Raw genomic sequence first — 15696 nt, forward strand, 5'->3', positions numbered from 1 at the left:
AGCCGGCCGCCATGCCGTCCGGTGACGACTTCCGCAAGATCGCCCTCGCCCTGCCGGAGGCGGTGGAGAAGGAGACCTGGGGCCATCCGACGTTCCGGGTGCGCGACAAGATGTTCGCCGGGCTCTCCGAGGACGGCACCAGCGCCAGCCTGAAGGCCACCAAGGAGGAGCAGGCCGCGCTCCTCGCCGCGGATCCGGAGACGTTCTCATTCCCGGCCTATGTCGGCCGGCACGGCTGGGTCGGCGTCGACGTCACCCGCGTCGATCTCGGCGAACTCCGCGATCTGATCACCGAGGCGTGGCGGCTCACCGCTCCCAAACGCACAGTGAAGGCCTTCGATGCCGAAGCGTGACGACGACCTGGAGTCGATCATCGACATGACGAGCAGGACGCTCGCGCTCGTGTCGGCGCTCGCGAGGCACGAGGGCTTGGACGTCGACGCGATCCTTGGCGGGGACGACGACGCGGGCGGGTGAGCGCGTTATTTGTCGATGTCGCCTACGACGAAGAACATCGAGCCGAGGATGGCGATCATGTCGGCGACCAGGGTGCCTGGCAGGAGCTCTGACAGGACCTGGATGTTGTTGAACGACGCGGAGCGCAACTTCATGCGCCACGGGGTCTTCTCACCATGCGAGACCAGGTAGTAGCCGTTGATGCCGAGGGGATTCTCGGTCCAGGCGTAGGTGTGCCCCTCCGGGACCTTGAGCACCTTGGGCAGGCGCTGGTTGATCGGGCCGGGCGGGAGCTCGCCTAGGCGGTCCAGGCAGGTGTCGGCCAGGTCGAGCGACGCGTACACCTGGTCGAGCAGGCACTCGAAACGGGCCAGGCAGTCGCCTTCGGTACGTGTGACCACACGCACGTCGAGGTCGCCGTAGGCCAGGTACGGCTCGTCCCTGCGCAGGTCGAAGTCCACCCCGGAAGCGCGTGCGATCGGCCCGGACACCCCGTACTGCAGGATCTGTTCCTCGGCCAGGACGCCCACGCCGCGCGTGCGGGCGCGGAAGATCTCGTTCCCCATGATCAGGTCGGCGATGTCGCTCATCCGGGAGCGGACGTCGGCGACGGCCGCGCGAGCGCGGTGCGTCCATCCGGCGGGCAGGTCCTCCTTGAGGCCGCCGACCCGGTTGAACATGTAGTGCATGCGGCCGCCGGAGATCTCCTCCATGACCCGCTGGAGATGCTCGCGTTCCCGGAACGCGTAGAAGATCGGCGTGATCGCGCCCACCTCGAGCGGGTACGAGCCGAGGAACATCAGGTGGTTGAGCACCCGGTTGAGCTCGGCGAGGAGCGTCCGCGCCCACGTCGCGCGGTCGGGCACCTCCATGCCCAGCATGCGTTCGACCGCCAGCACCACGCCCAGCTCGTTGGAGAACGCCGACAGCCAGTCGTGACGGTTGGCCAGCACGATGATCTGGCGGAAGTCACGGACCTCGAAGAGCTTCTCGGCGCCCCGGTGCATGTAGCCGATGATCGGCTCGGCCGACGAGATGCGCTCGCCGTCCAGGGTCAGCCGGAGCCGGAGCACGCCGTGCGTGGACGGGTGCTGGGGCCCGATGTTGAGGGTCATGTCCTCGGTGGCGAGCTCCTTGGCCCCCGCCCCGATGCCGACGATCCGCTCTCTGCCCATCGCCGCGCCTCCGGCGCGGCTGCTCGCGGGCTGCATCGTGCGATCTTCCCTCGTCACGTGCTCGCTCCTTCGTCGCTGCGCGCGTTCCTCAGTCCAGATCGCACGGCCCGCTCGCGGTCACGGGCACACCTCCGGATCGCCGCGGTCATGGGTCGCGGCACCGCCTCCGCCGCTCCGGCTGCTCACGCCTGACATCGTGCCATGGACAAGGGCTCGCGGTATTCAGCCGGTTTCGGGTTGACTATGCAGTGATGAATCCGACCCATGATGACCAACCGCCCGTTTCCGGGCCAGGTGGCGGTCAGGGCGCCCCGCAGTACGGCGCTGCCCCCCAGCTGCAGCCGCCCGCGCCCGCAGGGCCGCCTGCGTCGCCTTATCCGGCCGACGAGGCGTTCGCGCCAGGCGGCGGCTTGGCATGGGCGCACATCTCCAAACGGTTCACCTGGCACCGGCGCATCGGCGCGTTGCTCTGGGCCGTGCCGATCGGGCTCATCGGCGGCTTCCTGGTGTCGCGCAGCGGGGGCGCGCTGGGCGCGACCCTCTGGGGCGTCGCCGTGCTGCTGTCGGTCGGGCTCGCCTGGATCGTCGCCGAACTGGCCTACCGCTCCTGGGGGTACGCGGAGCGCGCCGAAGACCTGATCCTGTCGCACGGGGTGTTCGTCAAGCGGCTCATCGTCGTCCCGTACGGGCGGATGCAGTTCGTGGACGTGACCGCCGGCCTGCTGGAGCAGTGGATGGGCGTCGCGACCGTCCGGATGCACACCGCCGCGGCGGCCACCGACGCGGTGATCCCGGGGCTGCCCGCGGCGGAGGCCGCCATGTTGCGCGACCGTCTCGCCCAGAAGGGCGAGGAACGGAGCATGGGACTGTGAGCGGCCCCTACGGCCCGCCGTCGCCGGACGGATACGGGCCACCCCCGCCACACGGCCCGCCCGGCGGCACGCAAAGCCCCGGCGGACCGCAAGGTTCCAGCGGGCCGCAAGGCCCCGGGGTCCCGCAAAGCCCCGGCGGACCGCAAAGCCCCGGCGGGCCGCAAGGTCCTGGCGGGGCACAGGGTCCTGGGGGTCCACATGGACCGCCCGGTGGGCCACACGGCCCCGGCGGACCTTACGGGCCGCCGGGACGTCCCGGCCCGTACGGCCCCTACGGCTCTCCAGGGCCGCAGGGGCCGCCCGGAGGCCCGGGGTCGCCTTATGGGCCCCCGCGCCCGCAGGGGCCCGCAGGGCCGCCGTACGGGCCGCAGGGCTACGGCCCTCCCGGCCTGCTCGGTCCCGCCGCGCATCCCGGGATGTACGGTCCGCAGCCGAGGCCGCCGGTGCGCTTCTCCGAGGGCGTCCATCGCCTGCACTGGGCCACCGGACCGCTGCGCGCGTTCATCATCCTGATCATCTATTTCGTGCTGCTGGGCTTCCCGCTGCTGCTGACCAGGACCGACAGCGGCGCCGCGCTGGTGCTCAGCCCCGAGGTGCTCGGCAGGTTCCTCGTCGTGTCGGTGCCGATGGCCGCGATCGCCGTGGCCGCGGGGCTCTGGGGCTGGCTGGGCACACGCTTCTGGATCACCGGAGACGATCTGGTCGTCGAGACCGGAATGCTGCGCAAGCGCAAGCGGCAGGTCCCGCTGTCGCGCATCCAGGCCATCGACCTGGTCCGGCCGCTGGTGACGCGGGCGTTCTCGCTCGCCGAGGTGCGGGTGGAGCTGGCGGGCGGCGAGAAGAGCGAGATCGTCCTCCGTTACCTGGGCAAGAACGCGGCGCACCAGCTGCGCGCCGAACTCCTCGCCCTGGCCGCCGGGCTGCCCAGCCACACGCCCGAGGCGCCCGAGCGCCCGCTCTGGCGAGTGGGCTTCGGCACGCTCCTCGGCTCGCTGCTGTTCCGGCTGCCGGTGATCGGGACGGCGATCCTCTTCGTCCTCTCGCTGGTCTTCCTCGTGGCGTACGCCGAGCTGGGCATGCTGGCGGTCGCGATCCCGGCGCTGCTCGGGCTGATCCGCGCCGTGATGGCGCCGCTGGTGATGTACGCGAACTTCACCGTGGCGACGTCCCCGGACGGCGTACGGCTCCGCTACGGGCTCCTGGAGACCCGCATGCAGACGGTCCCGCCGGGTCGTGTGCAGGCCGTCAGCATCGTGGAGCCGTCCCTCTGGCGCGCCACCGGCTGGGCACGCCTGGAGGTCACCGTCGCCGGTTACGCGGGTGAACGGCAGGCGCTCTCCTCCGTCCTCCTGCCCGCGGCCCCGCGCCATGTCGCCCTCCATCTGGTCTCGCAGGTGTTCCCTGGCACGAACGTGGACGCCGTGGCCCTCCTGCCGTCGTCCTCCAAGGGCGTCTCGCTGGACAAGGCCGACGGCGCCGGCACCGACGACGTGGTGTTCGTGTCCCGCCACGGCTGGCCCTGCCGCCGTACGGACGTGATCGCCCACGCGCGCGCGCAGAGCGTCCGCCTGACGTCCAACGTCTTCCAGCGCATGCTGGGCTTGGCCACCGTTCACGTGGACGCTCCGCCCGGGCCGGTCCAGGTGTCCGCGGCCGACCGCGACCTGGGCGAGGCCCGCGCGATCGTCGAATCCACGGCCCGCCGCGCACAGGCCGCCCGCCGCGCGGGCGGCGACCCCGGCCGCTGGGCCGCCCGCTGACCCCGCCGCCCGCTGACCCCGCCGCCCGCTGCCACGCCAGCCGCTGACCACGCCGCTCCCAGGCCACGCCGCTCCCAGGCCACGCCGTGCGCTGGTCACGCCGTGCGCTGGTCACGCCGTGCGCTGGTCACGCCGCGTGCTGGCCGCGCCGCGTGCTGATCACGCCGCGCTGGTCACGCTGCCTGCTGGCCACGTCGCCCGCTGGCCACGCCGCGCGCTGGTCATGCCGCGTGCTGGTCATGCCCGACGTGTGAGGGTGGGTCCTTGGTGGGCGTAGTGTCCGGTCATGAGCGATGTGGCCTATGACCCGTGGTCGCCCGGCTTCGTGGCCGACCCGTACCCGGCGTTCGAGCGGCTCCGGGCGGAGGAGCCGGTGTTCTTCCACGAGCCGACCGGCCAGTGGGTGATCACCCGGTACGCGGACGTCAGCGGGCTGCTGCGGGACCGGCGCCTGGGCCGGACGTACCTGCACGTCGGCGGCCACGAGGAGTTCGGCCGGGAGCCGGAGGCCGAGTTCCTCCGGCCGTTCTGGGACCTCGTGCGCGCCGGGATGCTGGACGTCGAGCCGCCCACGCACACCCGGCTGCGGCGCCTGGTGTCCAAGGCGTTCACCGCCCGCATGGTCGAGGGCCTGCGGCCGATGGTGCGCGGCCTCGCCGAGGAGCTGGCCGGGGCGTTCGTCGCCAAGGGCGGCGGTGACCTGCTGGCCGAGGTCGCCGAGCCGCTGCCCGTGAACGTGATCGCGGAGATGCTGGGGGTGCCCGCCGCCGATCGGCACCTGCTGCGGCCCTGGTCCGCCGACATCTGCGGGATGTACGAGCTGAACCCGTCCGAGGACGCCCAGCGCACCGCCGTGCGCGCCGCCGTCGAGTTCTCCGGCTACCTGCGGGAGCTGGCGCGCGACCGCAAGGCGAATCCTCGGGACGACCTGATCAGCGCCCTCGCCCAGGTCGTGGACGAGGGCGACCGGCTCACCGAGGACGAGCTCATCGGCACCTGCGTCCTGCTCCTGAACGCGGGCCACGAGGCGACCGTCAACACGACCGGCAACGGCTGGTGGTCCCTGTTCCGCAACCCCGGCGAGCTGGCCCGGATCCGCGCAGACCGGTCGCTGATCCCCACGGCCGTCGAGGAGCTGATGCGGTACGACACGTCCGCGCCGATGTTCGAGCGCTGGGTCCTGGAGGACATCCAGGTCGCCGGGGTGGACATCCCGCGCGGCAGTGAGGTCGCCCTCCAATTCGCGTCCGCCAACCGCGATCCCGAGGTGTTCGCGGAGCCCGGCCGGTTCGACGCGGGCCGTGATCCCAATCCGCACATCACATTCGGCCTCGGCATCCACTACTGCCTGGGCGCACCGCTGGCCCGCATCGAGTTGAACGAGTCGTACGGCGCGCTGCTGAGGCTCGCTCCCGACCTCAAACTCGTCACCGAACCCGAGTGGAAGCCAGGCTTCGTCCTGCGCGGCCTGGAGTCCCTCTACGTCGAGCCCTAACCGACCGGCACCGGGGCCAGGATGGCTGGCACTGGTATGCCCGCCGCCTGGGCCAGCCAGCCGAAACCGCCCAAGCCCTGCGGATCGGTGAGTTCGGCGTCTTCGCCTGCGGCACACAGAGCCTGGACATAACCACGAGGGTCCCTGTGGGCGAGGTCGATCGGCGGGCGTGTACCCGACAGGCCCAGCGCGCGCAGGGCGTCCCGCTGGGTCGTGAGGAGCGTGTCCGAGGCTCCGGCTTGTTCTCCGGCGGCACGGCAGGCGTCGAGCGCCACGTGGGCGGTGACATCGCAGGAGCCGTCCGGCACGGCGGGCACGGTCGCGCCGTCGCGATAGCCGGTGAGCGTGCCGTACGGCGGACGGGACGCGCGCGTGTGCGAGTAGTCGACCGCGATCGCCAGCCCGCCCGACAGGCGTTCGATCACCGATGACCACGCCATGCAGCGCGGATGCCCGAGCTCGGCGCGATCGCCGGGCTCACGGAGCGGCCACCAGCGGGCGAGCCAGTCCAGGTCCTGCGCGGACGGCTCGGGGCCGGGCCGCTCGGCCCCGGTGGCGGGGTCGACGAGCACGAGGCGCGGGCCCGCCGGGGTCTGCTCCACCACGTCGAGCGCGATGTTGTCCAGCCACTCGTTCGCGATCACGAGGCCGGTGATGCGGGCCGGAAGCTCGTGCCGCCAGGCGATCCGGTCCGGGATCTCGGGCGGGCGCGGGGCGATCTCCACGGCGGTCGGGACGAGGCGTTCGGCCAGCCCCGGCTCGGCGGCGCGGACGATGTTGACCAGCAGCTCGGCGCGGCCGGCGCCCACGTCGACGAGGTCCAGCCGGGCGGGATGGCCGAGCGCGGCGTCCACCTCGGCCAGGAGACGGCCGAGGGCCGCCGCGAAGCGCGGTGAGGCGTGCACCGACGTGCGGAAGTGCTCTCCAGGCCGCTCACGCCGGTAGAACCCGTCAGTCCCGTACAACGCACGCTCCATCGCAGTGCGCCAGGTCACCCAAGCCACCCTTGCGACGTTACCGCGCCATTCCGCGAGTGGACCCGTATGCCGAGGGCATCCTGGACCCGTATGTCGAGGCATCCTTGAGTCGTAGGCGCGTCCGACCTCCGATTGATACGGCACTGAGCTTGGCAAACGTACGCTGAACACATGCTCGGCAGACTCTGGGACTGGTGGCGCCGCAAAAGGCTGCTGGTGGACGCGGTGTTCATGGCGCCGCTGCTGCTGCTCGTCGCCCTGAGCTCCACGGCGGCGAACACCATCCGGCCGGAGGCGTACGTCGCCTGGAACCTGGCTCTCTGCCTTCCCCTGATACTGCGCCGGACCTACCCGCGCGGGGTCTTCGCCTTCGTGGCGTTGTTGTCGTTCGTCCAGTGCGCCGTGAACATCGCACCTCTGCCGGGCAACATCGCCGTCCTCATGGGCATCTACACGCTCGCCGCCGACCAGCCGCGGATCTGGGGGCTCGCCGGGGTGGCCGTGGGCGAGCTGGGCGCGGTGCTGGCGACGCTGCGCTACCCGGAGGGCCGCGGCGACATCAAGATGACGCTCGTCATGCTCTCCATCGTGGTGTGGAGCGTATGGATCCTCGGCACGTACATCAGCACCCGTCGCGCCTACACGCGTTCGGTCGAGGAACGCGCCGAACGGCTGGAACGGGAGCGCGACAACGAGGTCCAGATGGCCATGGCCGCCGAACGGGCCCGGATCGCGCGCGAGCTGCACGACGTGGTCGCGCACAACGTCAGCGTCATCGTGGTCCAGGCGGACGGCGCCTCGTACGCCATCGAGACCGACACGGCGCGGGCCAAGGAGGCACTGGAGGCGATCTCGGCCACCGGACGCCAGGCGCTGGCGGAGATGCGGCGGCTTCTGGGCGTGCTGCGCGAGGGCGGCGACGCCGGGCCGTACGCGCCGCAACCGGGCGTCGATCAGCTGGGCGACCTGGTGGAACAGGTTCGCGCGTCGGGCCTGCCGCTCGACTTCGAGGTGACGGGCGCGCCGCGGCGGATGTCGGACGGCCGGCAGCTCACGATCTACCGGATCGTGCAGGAGGGATTGACCAACGCCCTCAAACACGGCGGTCCGAGAGCCGCCGCGCGGGTCCGGCTGCACTACGGTGACGAGGCGGTGGAAGTCCGGATCACCGATGACGGCCGGGGCGCCGCGGCCACGAATGACGGCCGGGGCCACGGCCTGGCGGGCATGCGGGAACGCGCCGCGGTCTATGGCGGCACCGTCGAGGCGGGGCCCCGCCAGGGCGGCGGCTTCGAGGTGATCGCCCGGATCCCCGCCCGCGAGGAGGTACGAGCGTGACCGGTACGGACGGAGTGAGCGGGACGGTCGGCCCGACCGGCATGATCGGGACGGACGGCGTGAGCGGGTCGGATGCGTGAGCGGGTCGGACGGCATGACTGGGAGGACGGCGTGACGGGGATGGACGAGGGACACGGCGTGATCCGGGTGATGCTGGTCGACGACCAGGAGCTGGTGCGGGCGGGCTTCAAGATGGTGCTCGACGCCCAGCCGGACGTGGACGTCGTCGGCGAGGCGGGGGACGGCGCGCGCGCCCTGGAACTGCTGCGGACCACACGGGCGGACGTCGTGCTGATGGACGTGCGGATGCCGCGCATGGACGGGATCGAGGCGACCCGCCGGATCACGGCGGACAGCGGCCCGGACGGGCCCAAGGTCATCATCCTGACGACGTTCGACCTCGACGAGTACGCGTTCGCGGCGATCAAGGCGGGAGCGGGCGGCTTCCTGCTCAAGGACGCCGGGCCCGCGCAGCTGATCGAGGCGATCCGGGCGGTGCACTCCGGCGACGCCGTGGTGGCGCCCAGCACGACCAAGCGGCTGCTGGACAGGTTCGCCCTGCACCTGCCCGACAAGGAGCACCAGGCGACCGGCGCGCTCGACACGCTGACCGACCGGGAGTCCGAGGTGCTGCACCTCGTCGCCCGCGGTCTGTCGAACGCCGAGATCGCCGAGCGGCTGTACGTGTCCGAGGCGACCGTCAAGACGCACATGGGCCGGATCCTGATGAAGCTCGGCCTGCGGGACCGCGTTCAGGCCGTGGTCTTCGCGTACGAGTCGGGTCTGGTCCGGAGCGGCCAGAAAGACGGCTAGCCGGAACAGAGAGCGTTCGCGAGAGCGCCGGAGATCCGTCACCCGGGTCGCCGGCGCTCTCGCGCGCCCGCTCCACCGGAGTCCGCCGGAGTCCACCGGAGTCCACCGAAGGCGGCGCCCAGGCCGGCGTCGATCAGGAGTGGGACGGGCTCGTACGTCTCAGGTCGTACGGATGTCCACGGGCCAGCCGAATAGCTGACGCAAAGCGTGGACGCACGGTCGATGGCGGCGGGAACGCCGATCCCTAGCGTGGATCACGACGTTCAGATCCCCTAAGGAGACGCCGTGACCAGCACGTACGCCAGTCCGTCCGCGGGAGCGCACGCCACCGCCGCCCCCGCCGTCGTGGCCACCGAGGTGAGCAAGGTGTACGGGTCGGGCGACGCCGCCGTGCACGCGCTGCGCGGGGTCAGCGTCGGATTCGCCAAGGGCGCGTTCACCGCCATCATGGGGCCGTCGGGCTCCGGCAAGTCCACGCTCATGCACTGCCTGGCCGGGCTGGACACCGTCAGCGGCGGCCGCGTCATGCTGGGCGACGCCGAGATCACCGGGCTCAACGACAAGCAGCTCACGTTGCTGCGCCGCGACCGCGTCGGGTTCGTCTTCCAGGCGTTCAACCTGCTGCCGACGCTGACCGCCGAGCAGAACATCCTGCTCCCGCTGGAGCTGTCCGGGCGCAAGCTGCACAAGCAGTGGTTCGACCAGGTCGTCGAGGTCGTCGGCCTGCGCGACCGGCTCGGCCACCGGCCGAACGAGCTGTCGGGCGGCCAGCAGCAGCGGGTCGCCTGCGCCCGCGCGCTGGTCTCGCAGCCCGAGGTGATCTTCGCGGACGAGCCCACCGGCAACCTGGACTCCCGCGCGGGCGCCGAGGTGCTGAGCTTCCTGCGCTCGTCCGTCCGCGAGATGGGCCAGACGATCGTCATGGTCACGCACGACCCGGTCGCCGCCTCGTACGCCGACCGCGTGGTGTTCCTGCGCGACGGCCTGATCGTCAGCGAGATCTTCCAGCCGACGCCGGACGCCGTGCTCGACCGGCTCAAGAGCCTCGAGGGCTGATCCCGATGCTGAAGACCACACTGGCGGGCCTGCGCGCCCACAAGCTGCGGCTGCTCCTCACCGGGCTGGCCATCACCCTCGGCGTCGGCTTCATCGCCGGCACGTTCGTCCTCACCGACACGATGGAGAAGGGGGTCGACAAGAAGTTCGCCAAGTCCGCCGACAAGGTCGACGTCGCGGTACTGCCCAAGGAGTCGTCGGAGGCGGAGCTCAACGCCGCCCTGCTGGCCAAGATCCGGGCCGTCCCCGGCGTGACCGAGGCGCAGGGCGAGGTCCGTGGGGACGCGCCGCTGGTCGGCAAGGACGGCAAGGTGGTCGGCGACTCGCCGACGATCGGCCTCTCGGCGCCGGGCGGGCGGCTGCAGCGGCACGAGCTCGACAAGGGCCGGCTGCCGGCCGGGCCGGCCGAGGCCGTGGTGGACACCAAGACGGCCGAACGGGAGGACTTCACGGTCGGCCAGGCGATCACGGTGCTGGACAAGCAGCGCAGGCCGCACCGGTTCACGATGGTCGGGATCGTCGACTTCGGCATCGATCCGGACGCGGGGTACCGGGGCGCGGTGGGGTTCGATCCCGCCACCGCGACGCGGATGACCGGCAGCACGACGTACGAGGAGATCGACGTCGCGGGCGGGAGCGTCGACGCCGTCGCCCGGGCCGTCGGCGGCTCGTACGACGTGCTGACCGGCGCGAAGCTCGGCGACCGCCTGGCCACCAGCGCCGGTGCCGACATGAAGATCATCCGGAATGGCCTGCTCATCTTCGGGCTGGTGTCGCTGGTGGTCTCGGCCCTGGTCATCTACAACACGTTCTCGATCCTGATCGCGCAGCGGATGCGGGAGATGGCGCTGCTGCGCTGCGTCGGCGCCACCCGGCGGCAGATCTTCGGGGGCGTGCTCACCGAGTCCGCGGTCGTCGGCCTCGTCGGCTCGATCACCGGCCTGCTCGCCGGGCTGGGGCTCGGCGGCGGTGCGCTGGCGCTGTTCAACGCGCTGGGCGCGGGCATCCCGACGGCCGCGGTCACGCTGGCGCCGCGGACGATCGTGGTGGGCCTGCTGGTCGGTGTCATCGTCACCGTGGTCTCCGCGCTGCTGCCGGCCCGCGCCGCCACCCGCATCGCGCCCATCGCCGCGCTGCGCACCGACCTGGAGCCGGGCAGCGGACGGTTCCGGCTGGGCCTGCCCCGGACCGTTCTCTCCGTGCTCCTGGGGCTCGCCGGGCTGGGCCTGGGGGTCTACGGCGCGCTGGTCATGGCCAAGGGCCAGGCCGCGATGTTCACGGTCGCGGTGTCGGGCGGCCTGGTCTTCCTCGCGGTGATCGCGCTGATGCCGGCGCTCGTCCGCCCGCTCGGCCGGCTCGCCGGGGCGATCCCGGCGCGGCTCGGCGGCGTCCCGGGCCGGCTCGCGGTGGAGAACGCGCGCCGCTCGCCCCGCCGCACCGCCACCACGACCGTCGCGCTGACGATCGGCGTCGGCCTGATGAGCCTGTTCGCGGTGGTCGCCGCCAGCGGCAAGGCCACCTCGTACGCGCGGCTGGACAAGCAGTTCCCGGTGGACTACCAGCTGGTGACGCAGTCCGGCACCGACGACGCGGACGGTGAGCCGGTGCCGCGGGCCCTGACCGGAGCCCTGCGCACGGTGCCGCAGGTGGCCAGCGTCACCGAGTTGCGGACGAAGGAGACGCTGGTCGGGGGGACCGAGGAGCGTGTCGGCAGCGTGACGCCGTCGTCGCTCGGCACGGTGGTCAAGCCGGAGTTCACCACCGGATCGCTGGCGGACCTGCGGCCGGGAACGGTGGCCGTTGACACCGAGACCGCAGAGGGACGCGGCTTGCGGACCGGGCAGACGGTGCAGGTCAAGACCCGGCGGGGGAACGTCCCGATGAAGATCATCGGAACTTTCGGCACCGACGCGCCCGTCACCCCCTTCTTGCTGACCCAGGCGGACTTCGACCGGTACTTCCCCGGCCGGGATCCGCAGATGATCTTCGTCAACGCCAAGAAGGGGGCCGCCGGGCAGGGGGCGCGCCCCGCCGTGGAGAAGGCCGCCCAGCAGTATCCGACCGTGCAGGTGACCTCGTCGGCCGAGCTGCGCGAGCAGTTCACCAAGGCCATCGACATGGTCCTGATGATCTTCGGCGGGCTGCTCGGACTGGCGATCATCATCGCGCTGTTCGGCATCGCCAACACGCTGACGCTCTCGGTGGTGGAACGGACCCGCGAGTCGGCGCTGCTGCGGGCCCTCGGCATCACCAAGCGCCAGCTCCGGCGGATGCTCTCGGTCGAGGCGTTCGTGATGGCCGTGATGGGCGCGTTCACAGGGGTGGTCCTCGGCGTCGGGTTCGGCTGGGCGGCCACGACCGCGATGGCCGCGAGCTCGGTCTTCGCCCTGCCCTGGCTGCAGGTGACGGGGTTCATGGTCCTCGCGGGCGTCGCCGGGATGGCCGCCGCCGTCCTGCCCGCCCGCCGCGCGGCCAAGGCCTCGATCGTGGAGTCGCTCTCCCACGACTGACGCGCGGTTCGGGGACGCGGTTCAGGAACGCGGTTCAGGAACGCGGTTCAGGAACGCGGTTCAGGAACGCGGTTCAGGAACGCGGTTCAGGAACGCGGAGCAGATACGCGGATTGGGGGCGCGGATCAGGCGACGGGGTACGGCGGGGCGTAGTGGGGCGGGGCCCGGAAAGGGCTCCGCCCCACCGTGTGGTGGGGCGGAGGCGGCATGCGGGAGGACCGGGCTTCGACGTCCTGGCTACCAGCCGCCGGGCCAGTTGCCGAGGCCGAACATGCCGCCGGGGCCCTGCGAGCCCTCGGGGCCGCCCTCAGATCCGCCGCCGTCGACGTTCTCCACGCTGCTGTCGCAGTGGGTGACGCCCTGGCTCTCGGAGGGGAGCCCGCCGCAGTTGGCGATGTACTCGCCGAACTGGACGACGTAGGTCGTGTTGCCGTGGCCGTCGTTGTGCGGATCGGCGTACGCGGGAGCGGCCAGGAACGTGGCTCCGGCGATGGTCGCGGTGACCGCGCCGGTCCGGAGGATTGTCTTGATCATGCTGGGCTCCATCTCGATCGGAGGGCGGGTGCCCGTCTTCACTTCACGCGACGGCCAACTCACACAGAGTTACCTGGCATTTCAGATCATCAGCAAGGGATCACGGCGTCCGGCGCCCCAACTCTCACCGGTGCGCCGGTATCGGGCGTGACAATGGGTAGTCAAATGCTCACTTCTTTGCCAGGGTGGTCGGGGTGATGTGCCCTCCCGGGCTCGCGGGTACGCTGTTCACGCACGTCCGGTACCTACCTGAGGACTGGAACGAGAATGGACTCTGGAGTCACGCCGCCCTCCGGCGCGCCCGGAAACGGCACACCCAGGAACGACCTGCCCGTATCCGGCGACGGCCCGGCCGTCGCGGGCAACGGCGCGACCGCGCCCGAAGACCGCCCGGCCCGCCTCGCGGTGGGCGTCATCGGCGCGGGCCGCGTCGGCACCGTGCTCGCCGCGGCGCTCGCCCGCGCCGGGCACCGGGTCGTCGCCGCCACCGCGGTCTCCGAAGACTCGCGCCGCCGAGCCGAGGAACGGCTCCCCGGTGCCGCGCTGGTCACGCCGCAGGAGGTCGCGGCGTCCTCCGACCTCATCCTGCTGACCGTCCCGGACGACGCCCTCCCCGAACTGGCGGCCGGGCTCGCCGCCACGGACGTCCAGGTCGGCGGCAAGCTGGTCGCCCACACCAGCGGCCGGTACGGGATCGGCGTCCTCGACCCGGTCACCCGCGCCGGAGCCCTGCCACTGGCCCTGCACCCGGTCATGACGTTCACCGGGCGGCCGGACGATCTCAACCGCCTGACGGGCATCTCATTCGGCGTGACCGCTCCGGACCCGCTGCGTCCGGTGGCCGAGGCCCTGGTACTGGAGATGGGCGGCGAACCCTCGTGGATCACCGAGGAGCACCGCCCGCTCTACCACGCGGCGCTGGCCGGGGGCGCGAACCACCTGGTCACCCTGGTCGTCGAGTCCATGGATCTGCTGCGTTCGGCCGGTGTGGCCGAGCCCGGGCGCATGCTCGGGCCGCTCCTCGGCGCCGCGCTCGACAACGCTCTGCGCCTCGGCATCGACGGCCTGACCGGCCCCGTCGCCCGCGGTGACGCCGGCACGGTGGCGGGCCATGTGGAGGAGCTCGCCAAGGTCTCGCCCGCCGGTCTGCGCGCGTACGTGGCGCTGGCCAGGCTCACCGCCGACCGGGCGCTCGGTGCCGGGCTGCTCAAACCCGAGGACGCCGAGCGGCTCCTCGAAGTCCTGGCCGACTGATGCGTGACGGCTGATCCTTGGCGACAGATTCCTGCGACTTGATTCCTGGCGACTGATTCCCGGCGACTGAATTTCCGGCGACCGAGCCGATCGCGAGAAGGAGAGGGGGCGGGCCCGGTGACACCCGTCATCGCGAAGACCCGTGAGGAGCTGGCGGCGGTCCGCTCCGGAGCGCGGGGGACCGTGGCGCTCGTACCGACCATGGGCGCCCTGCACGAGGGCCACCGCTCGCTGATCCGCAAGGCGCGGAGCCTGGCGGACGTGGTGGCGGTGAGCATCTTCGTCAATCCGCTCCAGTTCGGGCCGAACGAGGACCTCGACCGCTATCCCCGGACGTTCGCCGACGACATCGAGGCCTGTGCGGCGGAGGGCGTGGACATCGTCTTCGCCCCCACGCGGGACGTGATGTATCCCCGTGAACCGCAGGTCACGATCGATCCCGGGCCGATGGGCGAGATCGTGGAGGGCGAGACCCGGCCGGGGCATTTCGCCGGAATGCTCACGGTCGTCATGAAGTTGTTCCAACTGGTGCGGCCGGACATCGCCGTGTTCGGGGAGAAGGACGCCCAGCAACTGGCCATGATCCGCCGGATGGTCGCCGACCTCGACGTCCCGGTCCGGGTCGTGGGCGGCCCGACCGTGCGCGAGCTCGGCGGGCTGGCGTTGTCGAGCCGCAACCGCTACCTGTCGGAGGCCGAGCGGGAGACCGCGCTGGCGCTGGCACAGGCTCTCCAGGCCGGTGCCGACGCGGTGCCGGACGGGCCGGTCGCCGTGACGGGCGCGGCGCGGGAGGTCCTCGACAAGGCGGCTCGCGCCGAGCCGCCCCTGAAGCTGGACTACCTCGTCCTGGTCGACCCGTCGACCTTCACCGAGGTCCCGGCCGGATACACCGGCGAGGCCGTCCTGGCCGTGGCGGGCCGGGTCGGCTCCACCCACCTGATCGACAACGTTCCGCTCTCGTTCGCCCCCACGGCCACGCCCTCCGACCCCGCGAAGGAGTCCTGATGTTCCGGACGATGTTCAAGTCGAAGATCCACCGCGCCACGGTGACCCAGGCCGACCTGCACTACGTGGGCTCGCTCACCATCGACCAGGACCTCATGGACGCGGCCGACCTGCTGCCGGGCGAGCAGGTGCACATCGTCGACATCGACAACGGCGCCCGGCTGGAGACGTACCTGATCGCGGGGGAGCGCGGCTCCGGTGTGATCGGGATCAACGGCGCCGCCGCGCGGCTCGTCCAGCCCGGCGACCTTGTGATCATCATCAGCTACGCGCAGCTGAGCGACGCCGACGCCCGTTCGTTCGAGCCGAGCGTCGTCCATGTGGACCGGGACAACAAGATCATCTCGCTGGGTTCCGACCCGGGCGAGCCCGTTCCGGGGTCCGATCAGCTCCGCGGTCCCCATGCGCTGTCGCGGCCCTGACCGCACGTCCGGTGGCTCATGGCCAAGCC

Annotated in this window: 15 protein-coding genes; 12 read left to right on the plus strand and 3 right to left on the minus strand. The window is 71.8% G+C overall.

Going from position 1 to position 15696, the window contains the following annotated elements:
* The first annotated feature begins 11 nt into the window (after nucleotides 1-11).
* Both ACGFNU_RS06105 and ACGFNU_RS06110 read left to right on the plus strand, forming a co-directional pair.
* Nucleotides 12-353 (plus strand): MmcQ/YjbR family DNA-binding protein, encoded by a 342-nt coding sequence (locus ACGFNU_RS06105; RefSeq protein WP_392590617.1) that lies wholly within the window; start codon nucleotides 12-14, stop codon nucleotides 351-353.
* Entirely contained in the window at nucleotides 340-477 is a 138-nt protein-coding gene (locus tag ACGFNU_RS06110) for a hypothetical protein (RefSeq protein WP_392590619.1), read from the plus strand. The genes ACGFNU_RS06105 and ACGFNU_RS06110 overlap by 14 nt, the downstream gene beginning before the upstream one ends.
* A gap of 5 nt (nucleotides 478-482) precedes the next feature.
* On the opposite strand, the gene ACGFNU_RS06115 is transcribed toward ACGFNU_RS06110, so the two are convergent.
* Entirely contained in the window at nucleotides 483-1631 is a 1149-nt protein-coding gene (locus tag ACGFNU_RS06115) for an NADH-quinone oxidoreductase subunit D (RefSeq protein WP_392591018.1), read from the minus strand.
* A gap of 251 nt (nucleotides 1632-1882) precedes the next feature.
* On the opposite strand from ACGFNU_RS06115, the gene ACGFNU_RS06120 reads away from it, so the two are divergent.
* The 3 genes from ACGFNU_RS06120 to ACGFNU_RS06130 all read left to right on the plus strand — a co-directional run bounded on the left by ACGFNU_RS06120 (nucleotide 1883) and on the right by ACGFNU_RS06130 (nucleotide 5758).
* A complete protein-coding gene (locus ACGFNU_RS06120; RefSeq protein WP_392590621.1) occupies nucleotides 1883-2503 on the plus strand; it encodes a PH domain-containing protein in 621 nt (206 codons plus the stop codon).
* Between the two features lie 416 nt (nucleotides 2504-2919).
* Nucleotides 2920-4263, plus strand: coding sequence for a PH domain-containing protein (locus tag ACGFNU_RS06125; protein ID WP_392590623.1), 1344 nt, complete (start codon nucleotides 2920-2922; stop codon nucleotides 4261-4263).
* Nucleotides 4264-4549: 286 nt separating this feature from the next.
* Nucleotides 4550-5758 (plus strand): cytochrome P450, encoded by a 1209-nt coding sequence (locus ACGFNU_RS06130; protein ID WP_392590624.1) that lies wholly within the window; start codon nucleotides 4550-4552, stop codon nucleotides 5756-5758.
* Here ACGFNU_RS06130 and ACGFNU_RS06135 read toward each other — a convergent pair.
* Nucleotides 5755-6753, minus strand: a complete 999-nt coding sequence (locus ACGFNU_RS06135; protein ID WP_392590625.1) for an SAM-dependent methyltransferase — start codon at nucleotides 6751-6753, stop codon at nucleotides 5755-5757. The two genes, ACGFNU_RS06130 and ACGFNU_RS06135, sit on opposite strands and share 4 nt — an antisense overlap.
* Before the next feature lie 153 nt (nucleotides 6754-6906).
* Between ACGFNU_RS06135 and ACGFNU_RS06140 the strand changes: the two genes are divergently transcribed.
* From ACGFNU_RS06140 to ACGFNU_RS06155, 4 genes are all read left to right on the plus strand, one after another.
* Nucleotides 6907-8073 (plus strand): sensor histidine kinase, encoded by a 1167-nt coding sequence (locus ACGFNU_RS06140; RefSeq protein ID WP_392590627.1) that lies wholly within the window; start codon nucleotides 6907-6909, stop codon nucleotides 8071-8073.
* Nucleotides 8074-8211: 138 nt separating this feature from the next.
* Nucleotides 8212-8886, plus strand: coding sequence for a response regulator (locus tag ACGFNU_RS06145; RefSeq protein ID WP_392591019.1), 675 nt, complete (start codon nucleotides 8212-8214; stop codon nucleotides 8884-8886).
* A 285-nt stretch (nucleotides 8887-9171) separates the two neighbouring features.
* Nucleotides 9172-9942 carry an ABC transporter ATP-binding protein gene (locus tag ACGFNU_RS06150; protein ID WP_392590629.1) on the plus strand — a complete coding sequence of 257 codons (771 nt, stop codon included), beginning with the start codon at nucleotides 9172-9174 and terminating at the stop codon, nucleotides 9940-9942.
* A gap of 5 nt (nucleotides 9943-9947) precedes the next feature.
* Complete coding sequence (locus ACGFNU_RS06155) at nucleotides 9948-12452, plus strand: ABC transporter permease (RefSeq protein ID WP_392590631.1); 2505 nt, start codon at nucleotides 9948-9950, stop codon at nucleotides 12450-12452.
* 237 nt (nucleotides 12453-12689) lie between these two features.
* On the opposite strand, the gene ACGFNU_RS06160 is transcribed toward ACGFNU_RS06155, so the two are convergent.
* Nucleotides 12690-12986, minus strand: coding sequence for a hypothetical protein (locus ACGFNU_RS06160; protein WP_392590633.1), 297 nt, complete (start codon nucleotides 12984-12986; stop codon nucleotides 12690-12692).
* Between the two features lie 267 nt (nucleotides 12987-13253).
* Between ACGFNU_RS06160 and ACGFNU_RS06165 the strand changes: the two genes are divergently transcribed.
* The 3 genes from ACGFNU_RS06165 (at nucleotide 13254) to panD (ending at nucleotide 15667) form a co-directional block, all read left to right on the plus strand.
* The gene (locus ACGFNU_RS06165; protein WP_392590635.1) at nucleotides 13254-14240 is read left to right on the plus strand and encodes a Rossmann-like and DUF2520 domain-containing protein; all 987 of its coding nucleotides are present in this window, start codon (nucleotides 13254-13256) and stop codon (nucleotides 14238-14240) included.
* Nucleotides 14241-14357: 117 nt separating this feature from the next.
* Nucleotides 14358-15245, plus strand: coding sequence for a pantoate--beta-alanine ligase (panC, locus tag ACGFNU_RS06170; RefSeq protein ID WP_392590637.1), 888 nt, complete (start codon nucleotides 14358-14360; stop codon nucleotides 15243-15245).
* Nucleotides 15245-15667, plus strand: a complete 423-nt coding sequence (panD, locus tag ACGFNU_RS06175) for an aspartate 1-decarboxylase (protein WP_392590638.1) — start codon at nucleotides 15245-15247, stop codon at nucleotides 15665-15667. The genes panC and panD overlap by 1 nt, the downstream gene beginning before the upstream one ends.
* The last annotated feature ends 29 nt before the right edge of the window (nucleotides 15668-15696 follow it).

The organism is Spirillospora sp. NPDC048911 (genome assembly GCF_043198015.1).
GTDB lineage: Bacteria > Actinomycetota > Actinomycetes > Streptosporangiales > Streptosporangiaceae > Spirillospora.